The 23750-nt window shown below is 62.8% G+C and carries 20 protein-coding genes; 9 read left to right on the top strand and 11 right to left on the bottom strand.

What is annotated here, in order from left to right; all coding sequences use genetic code 11:
* Positions 1–78 precede the first annotated feature (78 nt).
* Complete coding sequence (locus tag NKH17_RS02825) at positions 79–267, top strand: DUF1059 domain-containing protein (protein WP_352897376.1); 189 nt, start codon at positions 79–81, stop codon at positions 265–267.
* 628 nt (positions 268–895) lie between these two features.
* Here NKH17_RS02825 and NKH17_RS02830 read toward each other — a convergent pair.
* The 4 genes from NKH17_RS02830 to NKH17_RS02845 form a co-directional block, all read right to left on the bottom strand.
* Entirely contained in the window at positions 896–1087 is a 192-nt protein-coding gene (locus tag NKH17_RS02830; protein ID WP_352970051.1) for a hypothetical protein, read from the bottom strand.
* A complete protein-coding gene (locus tag NKH17_RS02835) occupies positions 1065–1820 on the bottom strand; it encodes a hypothetical protein (protein WP_352897379.1) in 756 nt (251 codons plus the stop codon). The genes NKH17_RS02830 and NKH17_RS02835 overlap by 23 nt, the downstream gene beginning before the upstream one ends.
* A 587-nt stretch (positions 1821–2407) precedes the next feature.
* Positions 2408–3355 (bottom strand): IS1595 family transposase, encoded by a 948-nt coding sequence (locus NKH17_RS02840; RefSeq protein WP_352897381.1) that lies wholly within the window; start codon positions 3353–3355, stop codon positions 2408–2410.
* Between the two features lie 104 nt (positions 3356–3459).
* Entirely contained in the window at positions 3460–3759 is a 300-nt protein-coding gene (locus tag NKH17_RS02845; RefSeq protein WP_352476053.1) for a DUF1330 domain-containing protein, read from the bottom strand.
* Positions 3760–3912: 153 nt separating this feature from the next.
* Between NKH17_RS02845 and NKH17_RS02850 the strand changes: the two genes are divergently transcribed.
* The 4 genes from NKH17_RS02850 (at position 3913) to NKH17_RS02865 (ending at position 5608) form a co-directional block, all read left to right on the top strand.
* Positions 3913–4239 carry a GYD domain-containing protein gene (locus NKH17_RS02850; RefSeq protein WP_352476054.1) on the top strand — a complete coding sequence of 109 codons (327 nt, stop codon included), beginning with the start codon at positions 3913–3915 and terminating at the stop codon, positions 4237–4239.
* 159 nt (positions 4240–4398) lie between these two features.
* The gene (locus NKH17_RS02855; RefSeq protein ID WP_352702424.1) at positions 4399–4527 is read left to right on the top strand and encodes a hypothetical protein; all 129 of its coding nucleotides are present in this window, start codon (positions 4399–4401) and stop codon (positions 4525–4527) included.
* On the top strand, positions 4528–4653 hold the full coding sequence (locus NKH17_RS02860) for a hypothetical protein (RefSeq protein WP_352476056.1): 126 nt from the start codon (positions 4528–4530) through the stop codon (positions 4651–4653).
* A 337-nt stretch (positions 4654–4990) separates the two neighbouring features.
* Positions 4991–5608, top strand: a complete 618-nt coding sequence (locus tag NKH17_RS02865) for a L,D-transpeptidase (RefSeq protein WP_254816165.1) — start codon at positions 4991–4993, stop codon at positions 5606–5608.
* Positions 5609–5763: 155 nt separating this feature from the next.
* Here the strand turns inward: NKH17_RS02865 and NKH17_RS02870 are convergent, their stop codons facing one another.
* From NKH17_RS02870 to NKH17_RS02890, 5 genes are all read right to left on the bottom strand, one after another.
* Positions 5764–6333 (bottom strand): NifU family protein, encoded by a 570-nt coding sequence (locus tag NKH17_RS02870; protein WP_023676386.1) that lies wholly within the window; start codon positions 6331–6333, stop codon positions 5764–5766.
* A 278-nt stretch (positions 6334–6611) separates the two neighbouring features.
* Positions 6612–7103 carry a universal stress protein gene (locus tag NKH17_RS02875; protein WP_023717912.1) on the bottom strand — a complete coding sequence of 164 codons (492 nt, stop codon included), beginning with the start codon at positions 7101–7103 and terminating at the stop codon, positions 6612–6614.
* 209 nt (positions 7104–7312) lie between these two features.
* Complete coding sequence (gene trpS, locus NKH17_RS02880) at positions 7313–8389, bottom strand: tryptophan--tRNA ligase (RefSeq protein ID WP_352897383.1); 1077 nt, start codon at positions 8387–8389, stop codon at positions 7313–7315.
* Between the two features lie 281 nt (positions 8390–8670).
* Entirely contained in the window at positions 8671–10269 is a 1599-nt protein-coding gene (murJ, locus tag NKH17_RS02885) for a murein biosynthesis integral membrane protein MurJ (RefSeq protein ID WP_352476058.1), read from the bottom strand.
* Positions 10270–10315: 46 nt separating this feature from the next.
* Complete coding sequence (locus NKH17_RS02890; protein WP_352897385.1) at positions 10316–13114, bottom strand: [protein-PII] uridylyltransferase; 2799 nt, start codon at positions 13112–13114, stop codon at positions 10316–10318.
* Between the two features lie 228 nt (positions 13115–13342).
* Between NKH17_RS02890 and NKH17_RS02895 the strand changes: the two genes are divergently transcribed.
* From NKH17_RS02895 to NKH17_RS02905, 3 genes are all read left to right on the top strand, one after another.
* Entirely contained in the window at positions 13343–15847 is a 2505-nt protein-coding gene (locus NKH17_RS02895; protein ID WP_352476060.1) for a heavy metal translocating P-type ATPase, read from the top strand.
* Between the two features lie 42 nt (positions 15848–15889).
* Entirely contained in the window at positions 15890–16276 is a 387-nt protein-coding gene (gene copM / locus NKH17_RS02900) for a CopM family metallochaperone (protein WP_352455040.1), read from the top strand.
* Between the two features lie 109 nt (positions 16277–16385).
* Positions 16386–17231 (top strand): aldo/keto reductase, encoded by an 846-nt coding sequence (locus NKH17_RS02905; RefSeq protein ID WP_352476061.1) that lies wholly within the window; start codon positions 16386–16388, stop codon positions 17229–17231.
* Positions 17232–17316: 85 nt separating this feature from the next.
* Here NKH17_RS02905 and mutS read toward each other — a convergent pair whose 3' ends face one another.
* Complete coding sequence (mutS, locus tag NKH17_RS02910) at positions 17317–19965, bottom strand: DNA mismatch repair protein MutS (RefSeq protein WP_352476081.1); 2649 nt, start codon at positions 19963–19965, stop codon at positions 17317–17319.
* Positions 19966–20167: 202 nt separating this feature from the next.
* On the opposite strand from mutS, the gene NKH17_RS02915 reads away from it, so the two are divergent.
* On the top strand, positions 20168–22447 hold the full coding sequence (locus tag NKH17_RS02915) for an NADP-dependent malic enzyme (protein WP_352476062.1): 2280 nt from the start codon (positions 20168–20170) through the stop codon (positions 22445–22447).
* Positions 22448–22744: 297 nt separating this feature from the next.
* On the opposite strand, the gene NKH17_RS02920 is transcribed toward NKH17_RS02915, so the two are convergent.
* Positions 22745–23701 carry an IS5 family transposase gene (locus NKH17_RS02920; RefSeq protein ID WP_352897388.1) on the bottom strand — a complete coding sequence of 319 codons (957 nt, stop codon included), beginning with the start codon at positions 23699–23701 and terminating at the stop codon, positions 22745–22747.
* Between the last annotated feature and the right edge of the window lie 49 nt (positions 23702–23750).

The following is a 23750-nucleotide window of genomic DNA, read 5'->3' on the forward strand; positions in this document are numbered from 1 at the left end:
TTATATATTTGACAGACCCGGCGTTCGGAATTCAGGCCATTGCGTGCTATTCTGCCGAAAACACGGGAGGCTGAAGCCATGGCCTACTCATATCGGTGCAAGGACTATCCCGGAAATGAAGCCTGTCCAGCGGTATTCACGGCAGCGACCGAGGCGGAAGTAATGAAGCATGTCGAACTTCACGGCGCGCTCGCTCACGGGGAAGACCCGGAACAGTGGTCGCCGGAAGACCGTCAACAGGTCAAGAAGCTAATTCACAATTCGTAAGTCGCGCTGGGGGTTCGTTCGCTTTTTACAGAAAATACGAAAACGCTCGACCGGAAGGGAGCGGCGTTTATCAAGTGTGGCGTCCTAATCCCTAGACGAAACCCCGATTGGTCGGGGCCCGTCGGACTTGAACCGACGTTTCCAGCTTGTTCGCTATTAACCTTTAGATGGTGATCTCCCGTCGTCCTTGCAAGCGAGTCGAACGCTACACCCAGCCGTAGGGGAATTGCCCTGTGAAAATCGGGCGCGGCGGGTTCTTGGAGTCGTCGGGCGCATTCGAATCACTTAACGTTTGATTTGGTCTAACTCCAGACCGACCACGGGACCACGCCCTGATAACGGGCGGGGCGCAATCCCGCGTTCCGGTTAACCGGGGACCATCCCGGCGGAGGACACGAACATGATCGCATGTTCTTGGCCGAAGGCCGTACACGTCACCTTCTACGTGCGTGTACGTTTTGGACGACTTGAGTTCGTCCGCGAGCATTGCAGGAGTCTTCCGTCCTACTAAGACGGTAATCTCCTCTTAGTGCCAACTGGCCCCGCTTCTGCGGGGTCTTTTTTTAGCAAGCGAATCTTGGCTGAATTCGCTGTCCTTTGCAAATCGTTTCGTCCCCGTTTCGGTCAATTATTTTGATGTCTTGGACTTCTTTTCAGGCAGCGGCGGCGCCTTGTCATCCTTAGGATGCGCCGCCTTCGCCACCTTCTTCAACACGCGGTCAAAGGCTTCCTCTGACTGGTCCGTTTCCAGTTCGCGCGCTGCTTCCTTAAACTTGTCGACCTGAGACTTGTCTGGCTTAAGGATAGGTTTCTTCATCATCCCCCTTCACCACGCCAAGGCCATGGTCATCCTCAAATTCTTGCATGGCCTCGAACGCGGCTTTCTGTGCCCGTAGGACATTCATTAGCCGGTCGATGTCTCGAACTGACGTGATGGCAATCGTACCAGTTAGCATGGTTCCATCAAAGCCAATCGTAAAGGGCTTGCCGGCCACCATGGCCGGTGGCATCGCCGTCAACTGGTTGGGCGGGGGGGCGGCTGGCGTCATCTGATCCTCCTTGAGCGGGGGTGTCCTAGACGAATCATGCTCCGGTTGGCGAGGCAGTGCAATTTCTAATGTTTCTCGATAAAATTGGATAACTTGCTCTGCCGCCGTTGACGAGAAACCTTCTCGGAGCAGGTAAGATCGCAGACTGTCGTCCGTTGGCGGACGGTCTGGCCATTTCTCCAGCAGCTTGGCGAACAGCGCGGGACGGAACGCCGCTTTCCGTACCGCTTGGAGCCGTTCATTCTGATCATGCGGAAACAATATAGTCATTGCGAGTTCGCTGACCTTCGCTTCGCCGTCGCCGACTTGCTCCAAAAGCCCATATTTTGCTAGGGCCGACAGCATGGTAGCGGACGCGCCGTTGAGTCCACCAAACCCAAGGTGTTTAGCAACGACCTCTCTAGCGACCGCATTGCGGCCTTCCAGCCCCTGGACAACACGAATGCGGTCTATGGCTGCTGGCAGGCTTAGAGCGGGATAGTTCGGGCTGCGGACGCGCGCCATGGCGAATCTCCAATTAGAATGACTGGCGGAGATTTATCTGCGCGCGCGGAAAAAATCAAGGTTTATCCAGATAAAGACGAATTACGCGGCGGACCGTTGCCTATAACGCGCTTTTGGCATATTCTGAAACGAATCGAAAAGACGGAGCGGCTATGACCAGATCTATGCAGCCCCAGCGCCCGACCACCGGCTGACTGCGGGAGACTAACGAAGAAGGCCGATCCCGCGCTAACGGAAATCGGCCTTCGTGGTGGTCAAGCAACCGGAAAGAGGTGGTAGCCTCTGCGGTCCTCTCCCTATTCCAACTGAGAGAATCGCACTTCTGCCGCCTCTTTTCAAGGCCCCTCCCTTGAAAGAGGTGATGCTATGGTGTGGGTGAACCCCTACCAGCGCTTTCGCTTTGGTCGCACCGAATCGGTCTGCGGCCATTTCCGTAGCCGCTAACTGGGCGTCGGCGGCGTAGCCGCTCCGCTTGTCCGATCAACCCAATTCGCCGGGACGCCAATCAGGCTCCCGGCTTTTTCTTGCGCTGCTTGTGCCGCCAGAAAGGGAACGTCAATTGGACCGGGCGGCGATAGTGCTGGTGCTTAGATTGCAGCAGGTCTGCGGTATGTGAGGCGACGACCCTTGAAGCCTTTGAGCGCCAGCAGCGAACGAACGTTGTCCTCAATCCCCATGGCCGAACGGTTCGAATAGCGAAAATCGAATTCGGCCAGATAGCGGTGCAGATGGTGTTCAGCGCAATGCTGGTAGACGCCCTTCATGCCGCGCTTGAAGATCGAATAATAGCCTTCAACGGTGTTGGTGTGGACGATGCCGCGAACGTATTCGTCCTTGGAATGCGTTACGAATTCATGCGAGGCGAATTCCATGCCGACGCGACGGTATACGCCGGCCTCGTCCGTCATCAACGCGCTTTCCTTCGCGATGCTGGCGCGGACGATAGGCATGATCGTGCCAATGCGGGCGGTATCGACATGGAAGGAACGGGCGCGACCGCCGCGTTCGACCAGCGTAACGACAGTGTTCTTGTGAGCGCCGCCGCCCGGCTTCACAGGGGTTCCAGCCAGACGGCCGATATACGTCTCGTCAACTTCGACGGTCTTGCCATTGCCGCCCATGGGCGAGAAGTCGCCGGAGTGCATGGCCTCACGAATGCGATGGCAGAGAAACCATGCGGTCTTGTAGGTGACTTCCAAGACGCGGTGCATCTGGTGAGCGCTGATACCCTTCTTTGAAGAACACATGAGGTGGATGGCCTGCAACCACTTGTGCAGGGGCAAATGGCTTTCCTCAAAGATCGTGCCCATGCGGACGGTGAACTTCTTGCGGCAATCGCTGCACTTGTAGAGGCCGTGAATTTCGATGCCGTTCGGGTTCTTCTTCGAAGCCTTGGTGTGACCGCCCTTCAATGCGTAGTGCTTTTCCATCGAGCCGCAGTGATGGCAGACCGGACCCTGCGGCCAAAGCATCGCCTCGACATGCTCGAAAGCGGCGGCTTCGTCGTGGAAGTAGGGGCGGGACAAAACGGACATGGCGAAAATTCCTAAGTGACTGGAATCTTTCTACCTTATCGATTTGGGTCTGTCAAATATAGTCGCCTTTTTCAGGGTGATTTATCCGACTGGCAAGCCCGGCCTTAACTAACCGGCATCAAGCCCTCCAGAGCAATAATTCTCGTCTTTGCGCAGCGTTCGCGGATGGCTTTGAGGCGGCCGTATTCTGGAGAGTCGTACCATGCCAGGAGGGAAGCCATGTCCGGGAATTCCACGATGACGAGGCGATGAGGTTCCCAATCGCCTTCCAGAACTTTGGTGGCCCCGCCGCGAGCGATGTACCTCCCCCCATAGCGGGCTTCGGTTGCCGGCACATCCCGGCGGTATTCCTCGAAAACGGCGGCGTCGGTTATATCTACATCAGCAATGAGATATGCGGCCATTGACCTTACTCCCCTTGGGAAAGGCAATTGAAACAGGTCTATTAGCGGCCCCGCAACTAAGCCAGCGGTACTACGCCTCGGAAACGACTCGCGTTCTCCCGGATTGGAGCGCTTAACTGTCTTCGTGGGGGCAGCTCTGGGAGGAGACGAACCATGCCGATGTATCTCACGCGATTCAGCTACAGGCCCGAAACCTGGGCGCGCTTGATGGATAATCCCGAGGATAGACGCGAGGCTGCCCGCTCCTACATCGAGTCGGTCGGCGGAAAGCTGCACGGGTTCTGGTATGCCTTCGGAGAGTACGATGGCTGGAACCTGTGGGAGGCGCCGGACAACGTGTCGATGGCCTCTGTCATGCTCGCCATTGGTGCGGGAGGCGCGCTCAGCTCATACGAGACCACCGTCCTGTTAAGTGTCGAAGAGACGATGGAGGCGCTTGGGAAAGCGAAGTCGATCCGGTATCGCCCACCGGGATCGTGACCGCCGCCTGCGCTTTGCGGAGTGTGGAAGGCTAGGTAACGCTTACTCGCGAACGGCGCACGTTCCTAAACTTTTGCGCAAAAGAGTCCGCTGCGGCTCTTGGCAGCGCCGGCAGCTTGCGCTTTCAATGTCGACCACGGATTCTACGAGGAGCATTAGATGACGGAAGATGACGTCCGGAAATCAGCGACGCCGGAGGAAATCCGCTCGGCCGTTAGAGGATGGGCGGTGCTTGGGGCAATCATCGTTGCCGTGTTTGGTGCCGCTTACGTCATGATCGATAGTTGAATGGCCGACGATCCTGGTCGCCCCGATGGACTGCCTGAAACGATCGGCACGGTCCTTGGCGCATTGGTGGTGATTGGCACGTTCGGGCTTCTGGCTTGGACCGTGCTTCGCGGCGTCCTTTATTGAACCCGGCCCGTCAGGATTATCTCCTGCAGCGGCCGCGTCTCAGGCCGATCTCCTCGTAGCAACGTATGGTCTTGGCCGCAGGCCGGAGCGCCAGGCAGCGTCACCGACATTCACGGTGATGTCCTCGTCTCCTGGTTCTTGTTCTTGGCCCATTGATTTTGCAACATAATCCTGCGGGGGCTGTTGCCGAAATACCATAGTCGCAGGTTTACCAGCACGCAAGCCCAAGGATATAGGCATCGCCCGCTTGGCAAGCAAAGCAAATGCCAGCATGAATGAAGATGAAAAAAGCGGCCGACTCGAGCCGCTGTTGTTTGGGCAGGCATCGGACCTTTTCATGCGCATGAAGTCACTTGCAATCGTCGCGGCCCTGGCGCTGTCGACGGCTGTCGCCGGTTGCAGCACCATCGGCTCGCAGATCTTCACTAACAATTACGGCGCGGTGACCGATGCCGGCTATCACCTGCCGCGCGTTCCGATCGAAAAGGTGCCGTTCAAATACCGCCGGCAGATCGTCGACTACGACACCAAGGAAAAGCCGGGCACCATTATCGTCGATACGCAGAACAAGTTTCTCTACTTCGTCATGGGCGACGGCCAGGCGATGCGCTACGGCATCGGCGTCGGCCGTGAGGGTTTCGAATGGCACGGCACCGCCCGTATCGCGCTGAAGCGCGAATGGCCGACCTGGACACCGCCTTCGCAGATGATCAAGCGGCAGCCGGAGTTGGCCAAGTTCGCCGGCGGCATGGAGCCGGGGTTGAAGAACCCGCTCGGCGCGCGCGCCATGTACCTGTTCAACAAAGGCGGCGACATGGGCTACCGCCTGCATGGCAGCCCGGAATGGAATTCGATCGGCAAGGCGATGTCGTCGGGCTGCATCCGGCTAATGAACCAGGACATTATCGACCTCTACGACCGCACCTCGGTCGGCGCCAAGGTCATCGTTCTGTAAGACCATAATCAGTGGGATTTCGGACAAGACCATGGTCAGACAAGAAGAGCTTTATACGCGGACCGTCTAGGCAACACACAGACGTCGCAAACAGAAAACCGGGCACTTTTGCCCGGTTTTTTGTTGTCTATCGATGTTGACAATGGAACGGCGCGTCAGGAGACCTGTTCGACGTGCTGCACTTCCGGCACAAAGTGCCGGAGCAGGTTCTGGATGCCGTGCTTCAGCGTCGCCGTCGATGACGGGCAGCCGGCGCAGGCGCCCTTCATGTGCAGGAACACTGTGCCGTTCTCGAAGCCGCGGAAGGTGATGTCGCCGCCATCCTGGGCCACGGCCGGGCGCACCCGCGTGTCGAGCAGCTCCTTGATGGTGACGACCAGCTCCTCGTCGGCCTTGTCGTAGAATTCGCCGGTCTGGCTGGTCTCGGCGGCGGGGCCGGCCTTGGCCATCACCGGGGCGCCGGACATGAAATGCTCCATAATGGCGCCGAGGATAGCCGGCTTCAGATGCTGCCAGTCGGGGCCGTCCTTGGTCACGGTGATGAAATCATAGCCGAAGAAGACGCCGGTGACGCCGGGAATCTCGAACAGCCGGCCGGCCAAAGGCGAAGCCGTCGCGGCACTGTCGGCATCGCGGAAATCGGCGGTGCCTTCTTGCAGCACTTCCTTGCCGGGCAGGAATTTCAGCGTCGCCGGGTTTGGCGTCGACTCGGTCTGGATGAACATGGCCGTCTCCGTGCCCATTTCGGGCAGCTAGTTTGGAATAGTTCTAATTAGGCTTTATCCGCCCGACATTCAAGCGAAAGCCATCGCCGGGAACGGCTGGCTGGCGGAATGTTTTGCTAGCGCCCTGAAACGCTTGGAGATGTGTTGAGATTCAGGTCAGGCCGAGCCGAAAATGGTGGGTTCCGAGAACCGGAGCGGAGCGTACTTTTGGTACGTGAGCACCGGAAGCGCAGGAAGCCGCCAATTGCAGGCCGGCCTCACCTGAATATCAGCGCATCTCAGGCGAGGCTGTCGATCTCTTCGTCCGACAGGTTCTGCGGCACCACCGTGACGGGAATCGGAAAGGCGGCGCCCTTGCCGGCGACCGCGCCGACCAGCGGCCCGGGTCCTTCCTTGCCGGCGCCTGCCGCCAGCACCAGGATGGCGATGTCCTGGTCTTCCTCGATCAGCTTGTGGATCTCTTCGGTCGGCTTGCCTTCGCGCACCACCAGTTCCGGCTCGATACCGAGCTTCTGGCGCACCTTGTTGGCATAGCTGTCGAGTGCGGCGCGCGCCGTGGCGGTCGCCTCCTCGCGCATGATCTTCTCGACGCCCAGCCAGTGCTGGAAATCATCCGGCTCGATGACATAGAGCAGCACAAGCACGCCGCCCGTGCTTTGCGCCCGCTTCGAGGCGTAGGCGACGGCGCGCTCGCATTCCGGCGTGTCGTCGATGATCGCCAGGAACTTGCGGCGATGACCGGCTTCGCGGCTGAGGCGTTTGGAGACCATATTCACCCTATTCGATGGTTTCGGTCGCAATCTGCCACCGCCACAGCCCGCCCGCAAGCGACAGGCGGCTGTGGCAATGCTGGTGCGGCTTGAAGCGCGTCGCGTTCGACCAGCGACGCGCTTCAGGTTCTTGTTTTATGCATGTCGTTATCGCAAACCGCTGCACACCCTCGGGTCAAGCCCGAGGGCATGCTTTTGCGCGACATGCATTAGCCTTGCAGCAGGCCGATAATGTCGCGCACGGTCTTCATGGTCGCTTCGGCCAATGTGCCGGCACGCTCGCCGCCATCCCGCAGCACCGCGTCGACATAGGCGCGGTCGCCGGAGATGCGGCGCATCTCACCGGCGATCGGCGCCAGCTTTTCCACGGCGAGATCGGCAAGCGCCGGCTTGAACACCGAAAACTGCTGGCCGCCGAACTCTTGCAGCACCGCCTCTTTCGATATTTCGGCGAGGCCGGCATAGATGCCGACGAGGTTCTCCGCTTCCGGCCGGCCGGCAAGGCCGTCCAGTTCGCCGGGCAAAGCCTCCGGGTCGGTCTTGGCCTTGCGGATCTTCTTCGAGATGGCGTCGGCATCGTCAGTCAGGTTGATGCGCGACAGGTCCGACGGATCGGATTTCGACATCTTCTTCGAACCGTCGCGCAGCGACATGATGCGCGCTGCCGGGCCGCCGATGACCGGCTCGGTCAGCGGGAAATAGCCGTTCACCGTCTCTTCGCCGACCTGCATCTCGACGCCGACGCCAAGCGCTGCGATGCGGTCCGAAAAGTCGTTGTTGAATTTCTGCGCGATGTCGCGGGTCAGCTCCAGATGCTGCTTCTGGTCGTCGCCGACCGGCACGTGGGTGGCGCGGTAGACGAGGATGTCGGCGGCCATCAGGGAGGGATAGGCGAGCAGGCCGAGCGAGGCGTTCTCGCGGTCCTTGCCGGCCTTGTCCTTGAACTGCGTCATGCGGTTCATCCAACCGATGCGCGCCACGCAGTTGAAGATCCAGGCAAGCTCGGCGTGCTGCATCACCCGCGACTGATTGAAGACGATGTGCTTGGTTGGGTCGATGCCGGAGGCGAGAAACGCCGCGGTGATCGACCGCGTCTGGTCCTGAAGATCCTCATAGACGAGCTGTGCGGTCAGCGAATGCAGATCGACGACGCAGTAGATGCAGTCGGAGGTGTCCTGCAGGGCGACGAATTTCTTGATGGCGCCGAGATAATTGCCGAGATGCAGATTGCCGGTTGGCTGGACTCCGGAAAAGACGAGCGGTTTGAAGGCGGGCTGATCGGTCATGGTGTTTCCCTGGCTTGTGGAGGGCCGTTTCGCGCGCGGCGAAAGTCTTGCGACGGCGCGCTTATGGACGAGAGCGAGGAGACGATCAAGAGGGGCGTTGGCCAGGGCGCGCAGGCTTTGACGTCGGCCGAACAGAAGGCTGTTTGAGGGATGGCGCCGACCAGAAATAAAAACCCGCCTCGGTGGGCGGGTCGTTGGAGCCAATTAGCACCATACCGAGATTACTAGCATAGCTGCCGGCACAAAGCAAGAACAAAATTGGCGCTGATGAATTTTCCCCCTCACGGATCCGGAGATTGCTCCTTGACCGGCTGGGACGCCTTCCGCCCGATATTGCGGCGGATCATGCCGAAGTCGGCGCCGCCGGTGGCGAAAGCGGTGACGAAGTAAAGCAGCGCCCCGCCGGCGATGAGCGCAAGCAGGGTTACCGCCTTGATCACCAGCGGCGAGCCGGAGCCGAGACTTGCGGCGAACCAGCGTTCGGCAAAATAGAGCGCCGCGGCCATCACCGCCGCCGACAGCACCAGCCGCGGGATGCGTTTCATGAGCGGCACGTCGCGGCCCCAATGGCCGCGCCGGATCAGCACGGCGAGCAGCATCGCCGCATTGACCCAGCCGGCGACAGCGGAGGCAACGGCAATGCCGGGCGCGCCCATGATCGGAAACAGCGTCAGCGCCGTCGTAATGTTAACCGCCACCGAGATGGCGGCAAAAATCATGGGCGTGCGCGTGTCCTCGCGGGCGAAATAGCCGGGGGTGAACGCCTTGATCAGCACGAAGGCCGGCAAGCCGAGGCCGAAGATCGCCAGGATTGCCGCGACCGTCGGCGTCGAATTGTTGGCGGCGAAGGCGCCGCGCTCATAGACCAGCCGCACGATCGGCTCGGACATGACCAGCAGCGCGGCCGCCGCCGGCAAGGTCATGAACAAGGTGAACTCGACCGAGCGGTTCTGCAGATTGGCGGCCTCGACCAGATTGCCCGATTTCAGCGCCCGCGACAGTTCCGGCAGAAGCACGATGGCGACGGCGACGCCGACGACGCCCAACGGCAGCTGGTAAACGCGGTCGGCATAGGCCAGCGACGACACCGCGCTGTCCTGCGCCGATGCGATCGCCGTGCCGATCAGCTGGTTGATCTGGGTGATGCCGCCGGTGATCGCCGCCGGCAGTGCCAGGATCAGCAGCCGCTTGACGTTCGGCGTCATCTTCGGCCGGCGGAAGCCGATCGAGATGCCGGCATGGCGCACCGCCGCCCAGACGATCGCCAGCTGCACCAAGCCGGCCGCCAGCACGCCCCAGGCCAGACCGAAACCGACGGTGCGGGCGTCCGAACCCTTGTACCAGGCATAGGCGAGCACGGCGATAAGGATGACGTTGAGGAACACCGGTGCCACCGCGGCGGCGAAATAGCGGCGCAGCGAGTTCAGCATGCCGGCCATCATGGCGCCGAGCGACATGCAGATCAGGTAGGGGAACATGACGGTCGCCAGCGCCACCGTCGTTTCGAATTTTCCCGGCGTATCCGCAAAGCCCGGCGCCACCAGGTAGCGCACGATCAGCGGCATCGCCAGTTCCATGGCGATGGTCAGTGCCAGAAGCGCCGTGAACAAGACGCCGAACACCTCTTCGGAAAAACGCTTGGCGCCGTCGGTGCCGTGCGTCTCGATCTCCTTGGCGAACAGCGGCACGAAGGCGGCGTTGAAGGCGCCTTCGGCGAACAGTCGGCGAAAGGTGTTGGGGAACTGGAAGGCGGCGTTGAAGGCGTCGGCGATCGGCCCGGTGCCGAGTGCGGCGGCCATCAGCATCTCGCGGCCGAAGCCGAGAGCCCGGCTCATCAGCGTGCCGGAAGCGACCGTGGCGAATTTCTTGACAAGGCTCATGCGCTGGAAGACTGCCTGTGGGATTGGGGCAAATGGAAGGTAACAGTCACTCGGCGGCCGTTTTGGTCTTGCCGCGCTCGGACGCCGTGCCCTCGAGCACCGCGATCAGCCTGTTGCGGATGGTCGCCGTACGCGACGGGCTGTCGATCTTCTGGCCGGTGAGATCGGTGACGTAGAACGTGTCGATGACCTTTTCGCCGAAGGTGGTGATGTGGGCCGAGGCGATGTCGAGCGACAGGTCCGACAACATGCCGGTGATCTCCGACAGAAGCCCCGGCCTGTCCAGCCCCTCGACCTCGATCACCGAGAACCGGTTCGACAGCGTGTTGCGGATCTCGGCGCGTGGCGGGATGCGGAAAACCTTGGCGCCGCGACGCGGCTTGGTGCGCTTCTCGATCATTTCAGGCAGCCAGCTCTTGCCCGACAGCACGTCCTCGATCAGCCGGCCGACGCGCTCGGCGCGGCGGCGCTCGTCTTCGTCGCGGTCGAACTCCCTCGAGATCAGGATGGTGTCGAGCGCGCGGCCATCCGAGGTGGTGAAGATCTGCGCGTCGACGATGTTGCCGCCGGCCGCGGCACAGGCGCCGGCAATCACCGAGAGCAGGCGCGGATGGTCCTGCGCCAGCACGGTGATCTCGGTCACCGCCTCGAACTGGTGGGTTTTCACCATGGTGGCGAGCTTCTTGCCGGCATGGTCGGCTTCGCGGATGAATTCGGCATGGCGGAGCTGGTCGGGAAGATCGACCGCCAGCAGATAGTTCTCGTAGTGCTGGCCGACATAACGCTTGCGGGCCTTTTCCGGCCAGTCGGCAAGCGCCTCGGCCAGTTGTTCGCGCGCCGCCGCCGTCCGTTTGGCGCGCGACACCTCCGAAAACCCGCCGGTCAACAAAAGCTCGGTCTCGTAGTAGAGCGTGCGCAGCAACTGGCCCTTCCAGCCATTCCAGACACCAGGCCCGACGCCACGGATATCGCAGACGGTGAGCACCAAAAGCATCTTCAGCCGTTCGACCGACTGCACGATGGCGGCAAAGTCCTCGATCGTCTTGCGGTCGTTGAGATCGCGGGTCTGCGCCGTCATCGACATAACGAGGTGGTTCTCGACCAGCCAGGCAACCGTTTCGGTGTCGGCCGGCGAGAGCCCCATATGCGGGCAGATGCGCCGGGCGATCCTGGCGCCGGCTTGCGAATGGTCCTCCGGCCTGCCTTTGGCGATGTCGTGCAGCAGCACAGCGACATAGAGCGCCTCGCGGCTCTTCTTCAGCCCCGGCATCAGCGAGTGGGAGAGCGGATGGACCTTTTCGCCGTCGCCGCGTTCGATCTCGGCCAGCACGCCGATGCAGCGGATCAAATGCTCGTCCACCGTGTAGTGGTGGTACATCGAGAACTGCATCATGGCGACGATCTTGCCGAAGTCCGGGATTAGCTTAGCAAGCAATCCGGCCTCGTTCATGCGCCGCAAGTTGAGCTCGGCGTTGCGGTCCGAGGTCAAGATGTCGAGGAACAGCCGGTTGGCCTCCTCGTCGCGCCTAAGCGCCTTGCCGACGAGGCCGAGCGAACGCGTGAGAAGCTTCAGCGCATCGGGGTGGAATTCCAGGCCGTGCCTGTCGGCAAACCAGAACAGCCTGAGCAGGTTGACCGGATCGCGCTCGAACACGTCGTCGTCGGCAATGTTGATGCGGTGGTTGTCGACGATGAAATCGGCCGTGCCGGCGAGCTTGCTTTTGCGCCGCGAGAAGGTGAGGAAAATGCGGTTGAAGCCCGGCACATGCTTGGCCTGCTCCTCCTCGAGCGCGGCGCAGAAAATGCGGGTCAGGTCACCGACGTCCTTGGCGACGAGGAAGTAGTGCTTCATGAAGCGCTCGACCGCCGACAGGCCGGGATGGGTGGTGTAGCCGAGCCGCTCGGCAATGTCGCGCTGGATGTCGAAATGCAGCCGCTCCTCGGCCTTGCCGGTGAGGAAATGCATGTGGCAGCGCACCGCCCACAGGAAGTCCTCGGCCTTCTGAAATTCCCTGTATTCGGCGTCGGTGAAGACACCCTTGTCGACCAGTTCCTCGCCGGTGCGCACCCGGTAGAAATATTTGCCGATCCAAAACAGCGTCTGCAGGTCGCGCAGGCCGCCCTTGCCGTCCTTGACGTTGGGTTCGACCAGATAGCGGCTCTCGCCGGCCTTGGCGTGGCGCTCGTCGCGTTCGGCGAGCTTGGCCTGGACATATTCGGGGCCGGTGGTGCGCACCACTTCGTGGTCGAAGCGCTGCAAAAGCTCGTCATAGAGTTTTTGCTCGCCCCATAGGAAGCGCGCTTCCAGGATCGAGGTGCGGATGGTGACGTCGGTGCGCGACAGCCTGAGGCATTCGTCGATATTGCGCGTGGCGTGGCCGACCTTCAGCCCCAGATCCCACAGCATGTAGAGCATGTATTCGACAATCTGCTCGCCCCACGGCGTCTGCTTGTAGGGCAGCAGGAACAGGAGATCGATGTCGGAGCCGGGCGCCAGCGTGCCGCGGCCGTAGCCGCCGACGGCGACGACCGCCATGCGCTCGGCGGATGACGGGTTTTTCACGCGATAGACGTGGGTGGCGGCGAAATCGTAGAGCGCGCGGATGATCTCGTCCATCAGATGCGACAGCCGGGCGGCGCAGGCGGTGCCGCTGCCGTCGTCCATCAGCATGCGTTCGGCGACCGTGCGGCCGTCGGCGAGTTGGCTTTTGAGGAGCTTGAGAACACCGCTGCGCGCGGCCTTGCCCGAACCGTCGCCTGCCGTGGCCGCGGTCACTTCGGTCATCTCGCGACGCAAGGCCTCGCCGTCGACCAATTCCTCGAGCTTCAGTGATATTCTTGCCATAGATGCCGTTCGGCCTCGCCGTTTCGGCGGCGTCTATAGCGCGTTTTCGCGGCGCTGGGTATGGGGCTGACGGACGCGTTCTCCGCAGCGGTGGAACTGGACGATCGTCTCGTGCCCGCAGCCGGTTCGGTTTGGGATTGGCCGCGAAAAATCGAAAATCGGCCCTTGACCTTCCAGTTACTGGAAGCACTACCTCCGCCGCAACATCGAAATACAGGGGCTTTCGGCATGACGCATTCCGACCACCATCATCACGCCCATGGCAGCTGTTGCTCGGCAAAAGGCGCCACCTCTGCTGCGGACGCCGTCGCCCGCGATCCGGTCTGCGGCATGACCGTCGATCGGGCTGCCGGCAAGCCGACGGCCGAGCATGGCGGCCATCGCTATCATTTCTGCAGCGAAAGCTGCCGCTCGAAGTTCGTCGCCGAACCGGAAAAATACCTGACGGCCAGCGATCCCGTCTGCGGCATGAGCGTCGACCGCGCCACAGCCAGGTACTTTTTGCGGCACGAGGGCCAGGGTTTTTATTTCTGCTCCGCCGCTTGCCAGGCGAAGTTCGAGGCCGAGCCGGCAAAGTATCTCGGCGACAGGCCGGCGCCGCAGGCGATGCCGAAAGGCACGCAATACACCTGCCCGATGCACCCGGAAATCATCCGCGACAAGCCCGGCTCCTGCCCGATCTGCGGCATGGCGCTGGAGCCGATGGGGGTGCCTACCGGCGACGAGGGTCCGAACCCGGAACTGGTCGACTTCACCAGGCGCTTCTGGGTGAGCGCAGTGCTGTCCGTGCCGTTGCTGGTCATCGCCATGGCACCGATGCTCGGCCTGACGTTCCAGGCTTTCATCGACGACGGTGCGAAGGTCTGGCTGGAACTGGCGCTGGCCAGTCCCGTGGTGCTGTGGGCGGCATTCCCGTTCTTCCACCGCGGCTTGGATTCGATCCTGAACCGCAGCCCCAATATGTGGACGCTGATTTCGCTGGGCGTCGGTGCCGCCTATCTCTACAGCGTCGTCGCCACCCTGTTTCCGGGCCTCTTTCCGCACCAGTTCCGCGGCCATGACGGCACCGTGCCGGTCTATTTCGAGGCGGCGGCGGTGATCGTCGCGCTGGTATTCCTCGGCCAGGTGCTGGAATTGCGCGCCCGTGAGAAAACCGGGTCGGCGATCCGTGCGCTGCTCGACCTGGCGCCGAAGACGGCGCGGCTCATCGGCGCGGACGGTTCCGAAAACGACGTGCCGCTCGATACGATCAAGGCCGGCGACCGCTTGCGCATCCGCCCCGGCGATGCCGTGCCGGTCGACGGCATTGTGCTCGAAGGACGCTCCTCCATCGACGAATCGATGATCACGGGCGAGCCGCTGCCGGTCGAAAAGACCGAAGGCGACGACCTCACCGGCGGCACGCTCAACAAGAACGGCTCCCTGGTCATGCGCGCCGAAAAGATCGGCGCCGAGACGACGCTGGCACGCATCGTCGAGCTGGTCGCCAAGGCGCAGCGTTCACGCGCACCGATCCAGGGGCTGGCCGACCGCGTGTCGTTCTACTTCGTCCCGGCTGTCGTGCTGGTCGCGATCATTGCGTTCGTCGCCTGGGCGGTCATCGGACCGCAACCCAGCCTGGTCTTTGCCGTCGTCGCGGCGGTCTCGGTGCTGATCATTGCCTGTCCGTGCGCACTGGGCCTCGCGACACCAATGTCGATCATGACCGCCACCGGGCGCGGCGCGCATGCCGGCGTGCTGATCAAGGAAGCGGCGGCGCTCGAACGTTTTGCCTCGGTCGACACGCTGATCGTCGACAAGACGGGAACGCTGACGGAAGGCCGGCCGCGACTGACCGACGTCGTCGCCGTCGAAGGCATGGCACAAGACGATCTGCTGGCGCTCGCCGCCGGGCTGGAAAAAGGCTCGGAGCATCCGCTGGCCGAGGCTATCGTCGACGGCGCCCACGAACGCGACGTGAAGGTCCCCGACGCGAGCGGCTTCGAGGCCGTCACCGGCAAGGGCGTTTCCGGCACGGTCTCGGGACAGAAGGTGGCGCTCGGCAACGCCGCGATGATGGCCGATCTCGGCATCGACACGGCATCGGTCCTGGCCAGTGCCGAGGCGCTGCAGGCCGATGGCAAGACCGCGATGTTCGTCGCTGTCGCAGGCAAGCTCGCCGGCCTCGTTGCCGTCGCCGATCCGATCAAGGCGACGACCGCCGAGGCGATCAAGGCGCTGCATGACAGCGGGCTGAAGATCGTCATGGCGACCGGCGACAATGAGCGCACCGCCAAGGCCATCGCCGCCAAGCTCGGCATCGACGCGGTGCGTGCCGGGCTTTTGCCCGAACAGAAGAACGCGCTGGTCGAGGAATTGCGTGCCGGCGGTGCGGGCGTCGCCATGGCCGGCGATGGCGTCAACGATGCGCCCGCACTTGCCGCCGCCGATGTCGGCATCGCGATGGGCACAGGCGCCGATGTTGCGGTCGAAAGCGCGGGAATAACGCTGGTCAAGGGCGATCTCAACGGCATCGTCAGGGCCAGGACGCTGGCCCGCGCGACGATCCGCAACATCCGCCAGAACCTGTTTTTCGCTTTCCTCTACAATGTGCTTGGCGTGCCGGTCGCTGCCGGCGTGCTCTATCCGCTCACCGGCACGCTGTTGTCGCCGATGCTCGCGGCGGCGGCGATGAGCCTGTCTTCGGTTTCGGTCATCGCCAACGCATTGCGGCTCAGGACGTTGAAACTCTGAGTAAAACTTCCAGATAGACCCTGTTCAAAAAGGAGACGATGAATGACCTTGGCCAAGAAGATCGTGCTGCTGATGATGGCGGCGGGAATGCTGCTTGCTGTTTTCCTCGAAAGCGTTCCGGCACAAGCCGAGGAGATGAAGCACGACATGGGCGCAATGGGCGCGCAGAGCCCCTCGACCGAGGGCTACAAGGCGGCGATGGACAAGATGCATACCGACATGATGGCAATCGAATATTCCGGCAATGCCGATGTCGATTTCGCCCGCGGCATGATCCCGCATCACCAGGCGGCCATCGATATGGCCAAGATCGAGCTCGCCAATGGCAAGGATCCGGAAATCCGCAAGCTGGCGGAAGCAGTGATCGCCGCGCAGCAAGCCGAGATCAAGCAGATGCAGGACTGGCTCGCCGCCCATCCGGTGAAGTAGGCGTCACGCTGTCGGGGAATCCGGGCGAGAGGCTTCACCTGGATTTCTGCTTCACCTGGATTTCCCTTGGCGGCTATGGTGCTATCCGGGCCTCGGACTGGAGCATGCCATGGCATCGACGATAAGAACGACCACCCTGCCCTGCGGCGAAGCCGTGCCGGTGCTCGGCCAGGGCACCTGGAAGATGGGCGAGGACGGCCGCCGCCGCGCCGACGAGGCCAATGCCCTGAAGCTCGGGCTGGATCTCGGCATGACGCTGATCGACACCGCCGAAATGTATGCCAGCGGCGGTGCCGAGCAGGTGGTGGCGGAGGCCATCGCCGGGCACCGCGACGAGGTTTTCCTGGTCTCCAAAGTGCTGCCGTCCAATGCCTCGCGCGCCGGCGTGAAACGGGCCTGCGAGAACAGCCTGAGGCATCTCGCCACCGACCGCATCGATCTCTATCTCTTGCATTGGCCGGGCAGCGTTCCTTTGATGGAAACGGTAGAGGCGTTCGAAGCGTTGAAGGCGGCCGGCAAGATCCGCCATTGGGGCGTCAGCAATTTCGATACCGATGAGATGGAAGAGCTGGTTCGGTTGCCGGCCGGCGGCAACGTCCAGACCAACCAGGTGCTCTACAATCTGTCGCAGCGCGGCGTCGAGTTCGATCTCGCCCCGTGGAGCCGGCAACGCGGCATGCCGCTGATGGCCTATTCGCCGGTCGATCAGGGGGTATTGGCGCGCAACGCCAGGTTAGATGCCATCGCCGCCCGCCACGGTGCGACGCCGGCGCAGATCGCACTTGCATGGGTGATGGCGCAGGAGGGCGTGATCGCGATTCCCAAAGCTAGCCGCGCGGAGCATGTCCGGCAGAATGTCGCGGCGTTGGAGATCGAGCTCACGAGCGAAGATTTCGCCGAAATTGACCGCGCCTTCCCACCGCCGAGGCGGAAGTCGGGCTTGGCGATGATTTGAGGGTGAAGCTGCCAATCTCCCCCCTCGTGGGTCCCTCGAGGGGGAGATTGGCGGTTTCGCCGACGCCGCTCCGATTGCAGAAGCCCTACTTCGCCAGCATCCCCTTCAATCTGTACAGCGCCTCCAGCGCCTCCCTTGGCGTCATCTCGTCGGGATTGATCTCCGCTAGCGCCAAACCCAGCCCATCACTCTTCGCCGGCTTCGACGCTTCCCGCTGCGCCGCCACCGAAAACAGCGGCAGGTCGTCGACCAGACGGTTGGCCTTGCCCGAGACCTCGCCGGCTTCGAGCTGGTGCAGCACTTCCTTGGCCCGGCCGACGACGGCTTCCGGCAGGCCGGCCAGCCGCGCCACCTGGACGCCGTAGGAACGGTCGGCCGCACCCTTGCCGACCTCGTGCAGGAAAACCACGTCGCCTTCCCATTCCTTGACCCGCATGGTGACGTTGTGGAGCCGTGCAAGTTTCCCGGCCAGCGCCGTCATTTCGTGGAAATGCGTGGCGAAGATCGCCCGGCAGCGGTTCTTCTCGTGCAGATATTCGACCGCCGCCCAGGCAATCGACAGGCCGTCGAAAGTGGCGGTGCCGCGGCCGATCTCGTCGAGGATGACCAGTGCGCGCTCGCCTGCCTGGTTGAGGATCGCCGCCGTCTCGACCATCTCGACCATGAAAGTCGAGCGGCCGCGCGCCAGGTCGTCGGAGGCGCCGACCCGCGAAAACAACCGATCGACGACGCCGATATGGGCTGATGCCGCGGGCACGAAAGAGCCGGTCTGGGCAAGGATGGCAATCAGCGCGTTTTGCCTGAGGAAGGTCGACTTGCCGCCCATATTGGGGCCGGTCAGCAGCCAGATCGCGCCGGTCTTGGCATCGCCTTGCGGCGACAGATCGCAATCATTGGCGACGAACGGGCCTTCGCCGGAACGCCGCAGCGCCTGTTCGACCACCGGGTGGCGTCCGCCCGAAATCTCGAAGGCAAGGCTCGCATCGACCAACGGCCGGCACCAGGCCTCGCTCTCGGAAAGCAAGGCAAGTGCGGCCGAAACGTCGAGCACGGCGAGCGCTTCGGCGCCGGCACGGATCCTGTCGGCGTGGCCGACCACTTGCGCCGTCAGCGCCTCGAAAGCGGCAAGCTCGATCGCCAGCGCCCGGTCGGCCGCATTGGCGATCTTGGTTTCCAGCTCGGCGAGTTCGGTGGTGGTGAAGCGCATGGCGTTGGCCATGGTCTGGCGATGGATGAAGCGCGCCCTGGCGCCGTCGCTGCCGGTCATCAGCGCATGATGATTGGCGGTGACTTCGATATAATAGCCCAGCACATTGTTGTGCCTGATCTTCAGCGAGCGGATGCCGGTCTCGTCGATCAGCGAGCGCTCCAGCCCGGCGATCACTTTTCGCGACTCGTCGCGCAACGCCCGCATCTCGTCGAGTTCGGCGTGGTAGCCGCCGCGGACGAAGCCGCCGTCACGCTTGAGCAACGGCAGCTCGTCGCTCAGCGCCTGCGCCAGATGCGCCGCCAGTTCATTGGGCAGCGTCTTGATAGCTCCCAACGCCGCGGCCAGTTCGCCCGGCAAGGCGATTTGGCCGAACAGTTCGGCGATGGCGCCGGCCGCTTCGAAACCGGCGCGCAGCGCGCCGAGGTCGCGCGGGCCGCCGCGGTTGAGCGCCAGCCTGGACAGCGCGCGCGGCATGTCGGCAACGCTTTTCAGGCTTGCCCGCACCGCCTGGCAAAGGCGCGTCTCGGAGCGGAAGAACGACACCGAGTCCAGCCTTGCAGCGATTGCCGCCGGATCGGTCAGCGGCGCCATCAGCCGGTCGGCGAGCAGCCTTGCCCCGCCGCCGGTCACCGTGCGGTCGATCGCCTTGAACAGCGATCCGTCGCGGCTGCCGGACAGCGTGTGCAGCAGTTCCAGGTTGGCGCGCGTCGCCGGGTCGATGAACAGCGTCGAGCCCTGCTCCTCGCGCTCCGGTCGCGACAGCGGCGGCCGCTCGGCTTTCTGCGTCTTTTCGACATAGGCGATGACGCCAGAGATCGCCGACAGCTCGGCGCGCGAAAACGAGCCGAAACTGTCGGGGGTCGCCACCTCGAAGAAGCGGGCGATGCGGCCGGCGGCCGAAGCCGAATCGAACAGCGACGGCGGCTGCGGGCTGGCGACGCGGCCGAGCACGTCGAAGACCGGTTTCAGCTCCGGGTCGTAAAACACCGGCTCGGCGACGATCAGCTCGCGCGGGTCGACGCGGAAGACATCGGCGAGCAGCCGGTCGGCGGTGGTCTCGGCGACGCGGAAGACACCGGTCGAGATCTCGATCCAAGCCAAGGCAAAGGAATGCTCGACCCCGCCCTTGACCCGTCCCAGCGCCATCAGAAAACTCGATTCCGACGGCGCCAGCAATTTGTCTTCGGTGATGGTGCCGGGCGTTACCAGCCGCACCACGTCGCGGCGCACCACCGATTTGCCGCCGCGCTTCCTGGCCTCCGCCGGATCCTCGATCTGCTCGCAGACGGCGACGCGGAACCCCTGTCCGATCAGCTTCTGCAGATAATCGTCGGCGGCATGCACCGGCACGCCGCACATCGGGATGTCGAGCCCCTGGTGCTTGCCGCGCTTGGTCAGCACGATACCGAGCGCCCGGCTTGCTTTCTCGGCGTCGTCGAAGAACAGCTCGTAGAAATCGCCCATGCGGTAGAACAGCAGCGAATCCGGGTTCGCCGCTTTGATCTCGATATACTGCTCCATCATCGGCGTCGCCGGCGCGAAGGCCGGCGTGGCATTGTCGCTTCGAATGGGCGTCTCGTCGTTCAAGAAGCTGCTTCCAAAATTTTCCAGGCCATGCTTGGCGGTTTACAGCGGCGAAGTGTAGCCTTAATCCCGAACCTTCCACAAAAGAAAGCATGCGCACCCATCCCAAGCGGTGCCGTACGGGCGAGGAACCGAAAGCATCATGGCCAAGAAATCCGAAAGCAACGGGCCCTCCGTCAGCGCCCAGGAGGCATTGGAATTTCATGCCATGGGGCGTCCGGGCAAGCTGGAGATCGTCGCCACAAAACCGATGGCGACGCAGCGCGATCTCAGCCTCGCCTATTCGCCGGGCGTTGCCGTGCCCGTTCTCGCCATCGCCGAGGATCCGAGCCGCGCCTTCGACTATACGGTTCGCGGCAACATGGTCGCCGTCATCTCCAACGGTACCGCCATCCTTGGCCTCGGCAATCTCGGCGCGCTTGCTTCGAAGCCGGTGATGGAAGGCAAGGCGGTGCTGTTCAAGCGCTTCGCCGATGTCGATTCCATCGATCTCGAGGTCGACACCGAGGATGCCGACGAATTCATCAACTGCGTGCGTTTTCTCGGCCCCTCCTTCGGCGGCATCAACCTTGAGGACATCAAGGCACCGGAGTGTTTCATCATCGAGCAGCGGCTGCGCGAGCTGATGGACATACCGGTCTTCCATGACGACCAGCACGGCACCGCCATCATTTCGGCCGCCGGCCTGATCAACGCGCTGGAAATCACCGGCCGCGACATGAAGACCACGAAAATGGTCTGCAACGGCGCCGGCGCTGCCGGCATCGCCTGCATCGAACTGATGAAGGCGATGGGCTTTGCGCCAGAAAATATCATCCTGTGCGACACCAAGGGCGTGGTCTTCCAGGGCCGCACCGAAGGCATGAACCAGTGGAAATCGGCGCACGCCGTGAAAACCGGTGCGCGCTCGCTGGCCGAAGCGCTGGACGGCGCCGACGTGTTCCTCGGCCTCTCGGCCAAGGGCACGCTGACCACCAGGATGGTGCAGTCGATGGCCAAGAACCCGATCATCTTCGCCATGGCCAATCCCGACCCCGAGATCACGCCGGAGGAGGTCGCCGAGATCCGCACCGACGCCATCATGGCGACGGGGCGGTCCGACTATCCCAACCAGGTCAACAACGTGCTTGGCTTCCCCTACATTTTCCGCGGCGCGCTCGATGTGCGGGCGACCACCATCAACGACGACATGAAGATCGCCGCGGCCAAAGCGCTCGCCGAACTGGCGCGCCAGGACGTGCCCGACGACGTCGCCGCCGCCTATCAGGGCATGCGGCCGAAATTCGGTCCAAACTACATCATCCCGGTGCCGTTCGATCCGCGCCTGATCTCGGCGATCCCGATCGCGGTCGCCAAGGCGGCGATGGACTCCGGCGTCGCCCGCAAGCCGATCCTCGATCTGGACCGCTACGCGCAGGAGCTTTCCGCCCGCCGCGACCCGATCGCATCGACGCTGCAGCGCATCTACGACCGGGTGCGCCGCCAGCCCAAGCGCATCGTCTTTGCCGAGGGCGAGGAGGAGCAGGTGATGCGCGCCGCCGTCTCCTATGTGAACCAGCGGCTCGGCACCGCCATCCTGCTCGGCCGCGACGACATCATCAAGGAAAACGCCAGGAACGCCGGCATCGACCTCGGCAAGCAAGGCATCGAGATCATCAATGCAAGGCTGTCGCGGCGCAACTCGGTCTACGCCGACTATCTCTACGAGCGCATGCAGCGCAAAGGCTTCCTGTTCCGCGACTGCCAGCGGCTGATCAACAACGACCGCAACCATTTCGCCGCCTGCATGGTGGCGCTGGGCGATGCCGACGGCATCGTCACCGGCGTCACCCGCAACTATTCGACGGCCCTCGACGATATCCGCCGCGTCATCGACGCAAGGCCCGGCCATTGCGTCATCGGCGTGTCGATCGTGCTGGCGCGGGGCCGCACCGTCCTCGTTGCCGACACCGCCGTGCACGACATGCCGAATGCTGAACAGATCGCCGACATCGCCGAGGAGGCCGCCGGCTTTGCCCGCCGCATGGGCTACGAGCCGAGGCTCGCCATGCTCGCTTATTCGACCTTCGGCCATCCGCAAGGCGAGCGCTCCGAGCGCGTCCAGGAAGCGGTGCGCATCCTCGACAAGCGCCGCGTCGATTTCGAGTATGACGGCGAAATGGCCGCCGACGTGGCGCTCAACGCCCGCGCCATGGCGCAGTACCCGTTCATCAGGCTGACCGGCCCGGCCAATGTGCTGATCATGCCGGCTTTCCACTCGGCCTCGATCTCGACCAAGATGCTGCAGGAACTCGGCGGCTCTACCGTCATCGGCCCGCTGCTGGTCGGCCTGAACAAGCCGGTTCAGATCGTCTCGCTCAATGCCAAGGATTCGGACATCGTCAATATGGCGGCGATCGCGGCGTATAGCGCGGGAGCTTGAGGAGCGCCTAGCGGCAGCGTCTCTTCCTTCTCCCCTTGCTTCTTGTGGGAGAAGGTGTCGCCGAAGGCGACGGATGAGGGGTGCTCCAGCTTGGCTCGGACGGCATTCCTTCCAACACCCCTCATCCGTCTCGGCGCTGCGCGCCGATGCACCTTCTCCCACAAGGGGCCTGTTGCGCAGTAATCGGGGATGTTTAGATGGGGCGGGATCGCAGGGATTTCGCTCGTCTTTGTGAGCTCCGCCCCCTTGTTTGGGCTTTCGGCGGCGGTTTCGGCCCGGGCGGGGCTGCGGGCGCACCTATCCCGTGATGGCGGCCCATCGGCGCATGTTGAAGGCGATCGCCGCCAATGTCACCTGGGCGGTGGCCTTCGCCAGTCCGACATAGCGGATATTGGTCAGCTTCATCCGGTTCTTGAGCGTGGCGAAAGTGGTCTCCACCGCCGCTCGCCGTCTGGCGATCAGGCGGTTGTAATGTTTGAGCCGCGGCGGCAGCGCATGGTGCTTGTTGGGGCGGCGCGCGATGCGCACCTTCTTGCCCTCGGCCTTGAGCCGGGCGTGGCGGGCATGGGTGTCGTAGGCGGCGTCCGCCCACACCGTCTTCTCGTCGCCGCAGATCAAGTTATCGGCCATCACCGTGTCGTTGACGTTGGCTGGCGTGGTAATCACCGTGCGGATCAGGCCAGAGCCCTCATCCACCCCGACCTGGGCTTTGTAGCCAAAGGTGAAGCCGCCCTTGCCCTTTCGCGCGGTGAGCCGGGCATCCGTATCCTTCGAAGTCCGCTCGTCCGTCGGGGGCAATGAAACCGCATTGATCAGCGTGGCATCCAGCATCGTTCCCCGCTTCAGGATAACACCGGCTTTCTCCAACTGCCGGTCCAGTTCGCCAAACAGCTTCTCCAGCAGCCCTTCGCTGACAAGCAGATTGCGAAAACGCGAAAGCACCGTGTGGTCGGGAACGCTCTCCTCCAGCCCGAGCCCTACAAAGCGCCGGAACGACAGCCGGTCGCCAAGCGCCTCCTCAAGTTCGCGATCCGACAGGCCGTAGAGTGACTGCAGCAAAAGCGCCTTGAACAGAACCAGCGGTGGCCAAGCTGCCCGTCCGGGTCCGCCATCGCGCAGCGGGTTGAGCAGCTTCTCGAAGCGATACCACTTCACCAGACCCGACAATCGATCAAGCGGTGAAGAACCGCCAGCCAACTTGCCGCCCAGAAAAGCCTCCGCCAAGCTCAACTGGCCCATCTGCTTCACTGCCATCGCGATTCCCTCCGAGCTTCGTCTCAGAGAATCACAATCAGCGAATTAC

The sequence above is a fragment of the Mesorhizobium sp. M1334 genome (genome assembly GCF_040317995.1).
Classification (GTDB): Bacteria; Pseudomonadota; Alphaproteobacteria; order Rhizobiales; family Rhizobiaceae; genus Mesorhizobium.